The sequence below is a fragment of the Micromonospora maritima genome, from assembly GCF_902825405.1.
Lineage (GTDB): Bacteria > Actinomycetota > Actinomycetes > Mycobacteriales > Micromonosporaceae > Micromonospora > Micromonospora maritima.
In genome coordinates this window covers 1-3,424 of record NZ_CADEAU010000536.1, presented here as the reverse complement: position 1 = coordinate 3,424, position 3,424 = coordinate 1, and the positions used below count along the sequence as shown (strand labels likewise).

Below are 3,424 nucleotides of genomic sequence, written 5' to 3'. Positions count from 1 at the left end.
CCCCGCCCCGCGCCACCCCCGCCCCCCGCTGACCCGGCCCGTCCGGGAAGGCGGGCCGGGAACACGCGAGGGGCGCCCGGCGACCGCCGGACGCCCCTCGTCGGAGCCGGTCAGGAACCGAAGTTGCTCATGTTGATCGCGGCGCCGGCGATGGCGCTGATGATGCCGACGACCACACCGACACCACCGCAGATCAGGGCGGCCTTGGCCTGGCCCGGGTTGCTGGCCTCGCCCGCCTGGACCTTCTTCTGACCCATCACGCCGAGCACGATGCCGACGATGCCGGCCGGCACACCCAGCAGCGGGCAGCACAGGCCCAGCACGATCGAGGCGATGCCGACGATCATGCCGACCAGGCCCATGGTGTTGTTCTGCCCCTGCCCCTGGCCCGGGCCGGTGGGGTAGCCGGCGGCCGGGTACTGCGGCGCGGCGCCGTACGGCTGCTGCTGCGCGTACGGGTCCTGCCCGTAGGGCTGACCGGAGGTGGGCTGGCCGTAGGGCTGGCCCGAGGTCGGCTGCTGCCCGTACTGCGGGGCCTGCGGCGGCTGGGCGTACGGGTCGTGCGGCTGAGCGGTCGGGTCCTGGTTCGGCTGCTGGCCGTACGGGTCCTGACCGGGGTATCCGGGCTGCATCGAGGTGCTCCTCAAACTGGGGGTCCATGGTCGGGTGCGCACGGCACCGGGCGACGGCAGCGTATCGTGTCGCCGCCATCGGAGAGATCACCAGCGGCGCGCCCGCCCGCGGACCGGACGCCCGGAGGGCACCGATAGGGTTGTCCGCGTGACCGAGCCCGCGTCCGTCGCCCGCCTCGTCGTCCTCGTCTCCGGTTCCGGCAGCAACCTCCAGGCGCTGCTGGACGCCGCCGCCGACCCCGGGTACGGGGCCCGGGTGGTGGCCGTGGGCGCCGACCGGGACGGGATCGCCGGCCTGGACCGGGCCGCCGCGGCCGGGGTGCCGTCGTTCGTCGAGCGCGTCAAGGACCACCCGACCCGTGCCGACTGGGACAAGGCCCTCACCGCCCGCGTCGCCGAGCACCGGCCCGACCTGGTCATCAGCGCGGGCTTCCTGAAGCTCGTCGGTCCGGAGTTCCTCACCGCCTTCGGCGACCGCTACCTGAACACGCACAACACGCTGCTGCCGGCGTTCCCCGGCATCCACGGCCCCCGTGACGCGCTGGCGTACGGCGTGAAGGTCACCGGGGCCACGTTGTTCTTCGTCGACGCCGGGATGGACACCGGCCCGATCGTCGCCCAGGTCGCCGTTCCGGTGCTGGACGACGACGACGAGGAGACGCTCACCGAGCGCATCAAGTCCGCCGAGCGGCGCCAGCTCGTCGAGCAGGTCGGCCGCCTGGTCCGTGAAGGTTGGACGATCACCGGCAGAAAGGTCACGATCCCGTGAGCACCACTCAGGACGCCCGCCTGATCCGGCGCGCGCTGGTCAGCGTCTACGACAAGACCGGCCTGGTCGAGCTGGCCCGGGCCCTGCACGAGGCCGGCGTGGAGATCGTCTCGACCGGCAGCACCGCGTCGACGATCTCCGGCGCGGGCGTGCCGGTGACGCCGGTCGAGCAGGTCACCGGCTTCCCGGAGATCCTCGACGGGCGGGTCAAGACCCTGCACCCGAAGATCCACGGCGGCCTCCTCGCCGACCTGCGCAAGGACGCGCACGCCGCGCAGCTCGACGAGCACGGCATCGCCGGGATCGACCTGTTGGTCTCCAACCTCTACCCGTTCCAGGCGACGGTCGCCTCCGGCGCCGGCACCGACGAGTGCGTGGAGCAGATCGACATCGGCGGGCCGGCCATGGTCCGGGCCGCCGCGAAGAACCACGCCTCGGTGGCGGTGGTGACCGACCCGGCCGCGTACCCGGCGGTGCTCGCCGCGCTGGCCGACGGCGGTTTCACCCTGGCCCAGCGGCGCGCGCTCGCCGCCCGCGCGTTCGCCGACATCGCCGACTACGACGTGGCCGTGGCCGACTGGTTCGCCTCCACCGTGGCCCCGGCGGAGGACGGGTGGCCGCGGTTCGCCGGGCTGGCGCTGCGCCGCCAGGCCGTGCTGCGCTACGGCGAGAACCCGCACCAGACGGCGGCGCTCTACACCGACCCGGGCGCGCCGGCCGGCCTGGCCCAGGCCGAGCAGCTGCACGGCAAGGAGATGTCCTACAACAACTACGTGGACGCGGACGCCGCCTGGCGGGCCGCGCACGACTTCCCCGACCAGCCCGCGGTGGCGATCATCAAGCACGCCAACCCGTGCGGCATCGCGGTCGGCGCGGACGTCGCCGACGCGCACCGCAGGGCGCACGCCTGCGACCCGGTCTCCGCCTTCGGTGGGGTGATCGCGGTGAACCGGCCGGTGAGCGTGGAGCTGGCCGGGCAGGTCGCGGAGATCTTCACCGAGGTGCTGGTGGCCCCGGGCTACGACGAGGGCGCGCTGGAGCTGCTGCGGGCCAAGAAGAACATCCGGCTGCTGCGGGCGCCCGCGTTCGCGCCCCGACCGGCCGAGTGGCGGCAGGTCGGCGGCGGCGTGCTGGTGCAGATGCGGGATGCGGTCGACGCGCCGGGCGACGACCCGGCCAACTGGACGCTGGCCACCGGCGACGCGGCCGACGAGGCCACGCTGCGCGACCTGGCGTTCGCCTGGCGGGCGGTACGCGCGGTGAAGAGCAACGCCATCCTGCTGGCCCGCGACGGCGCCACCGTCGGCGTCGGCATGGGCCAGGTCAACCGGGTCGACTCGGCGCGGCTGGCGGTCAGCCGGGCCGGCGACGAGCGGGCCCGGGGCGCGGTCTGCGCCTCGGACGCGTTCTTCCCGTTCGCCGACGGGCCGAAGATCCTCATCGACGCGGGTGTCCGGGCCATCGTGCAGCCCGGCGGCTCGATCCGCGACGAGGAGACCATCGCGGCCTGCAAGGAGGCCGGCGTGACCATGTACCTGACCGGTACCCGGCACTTCTTCCACTAGGTCTTTTCCGCCCGGTCACCGTTCGTGACCTCCCAAGAAGAAGCAACCAGTTCCGAGCGGTATGCCTCAGAGGCATAATTATGACTCTGAGGCATACCGCTTCGAGCACTTCGGTGTCGCTGGCCCCGACGCGCCTGAAGTCGGTGATGGAAGCCACCGGAACCCGGCCGGCCGTGTGCCGTTGCCGGCCGCCGAAGGCGGTTGCTAGCGTGTGCCCGGCGACGATCTATCGACCGTCGCCGCTGTCCGTGAGCCCGGCAGGTGTGCCATGCGTGTGCGCGACCGGTTGACCGCCGTCGTCGTCACGCTGGCGTTCGTCCTGGCCGCGCTCGGCTCCGCCGCCGCCCTGCCCGCCGCCGGCCCGTCCGCCGTCGTACCGTCCGCCGTCGTACCCGCCTCGGGGTGCCGGGCCGGGCCGGACCCGGCCGCGTACCCGCGACGGTGGTGCGCGGAGCTCT

Annotated in this window: 3 protein-coding genes and 1 pseudogene; 3 read left to right on the top strand and 1 reads right to left on the bottom strand. The window is 73.6% G+C overall.

Annotated elements, in window-relative coordinates:
* Positions 1–110: 110 nt before the first annotated feature.
* A complete protein-coding gene (locus tag HUW36_RS28600) occupies positions 111–632 on the bottom strand; it encodes a DUF4190 domain-containing protein (protein ID WP_174530964.1) in 522 nt (173 codons plus the stop codon).
* A gap of 148 nt (positions 633–780) precedes the next feature.
* On the opposite strand from HUW36_RS28600, the gene purN reads away from it, so the two are divergent.
* The 3 genes and pseudogenes from purN to HUW36_RS28585 form a co-directional block, all read left to right on the top strand.
* Positions 781–1,401, top strand: a complete 621-nt coding sequence (purN, locus tag HUW36_RS28595) for a phosphoribosylglycinamide formyltransferase (RefSeq protein ID WP_091570465.1) — start codon at positions 781–783, stop codon at positions 1,399–1,401.
* The gene (gene purH, locus HUW36_RS28590; protein WP_174530963.1) at positions 1,398–2,966 is read left to right on the top strand and encodes a bifunctional phosphoribosylaminoimidazolecarboxamide formyltransferase/IMP cyclohydrolase; all 1,569 of its coding nucleotides are present in this window, start codon (positions 1,398–1,400) and stop codon (positions 2,964–2,966) included. The genes purN and purH overlap by 4 nt, the downstream gene beginning before the upstream one ends.
* Before the next feature lie 268 nt (positions 2,967–3,234).
* Positions 3,235–3,424, top strand: a pseudogene (locus HUW36_RS28585) (hypothetical protein); the annotation flags it as partial.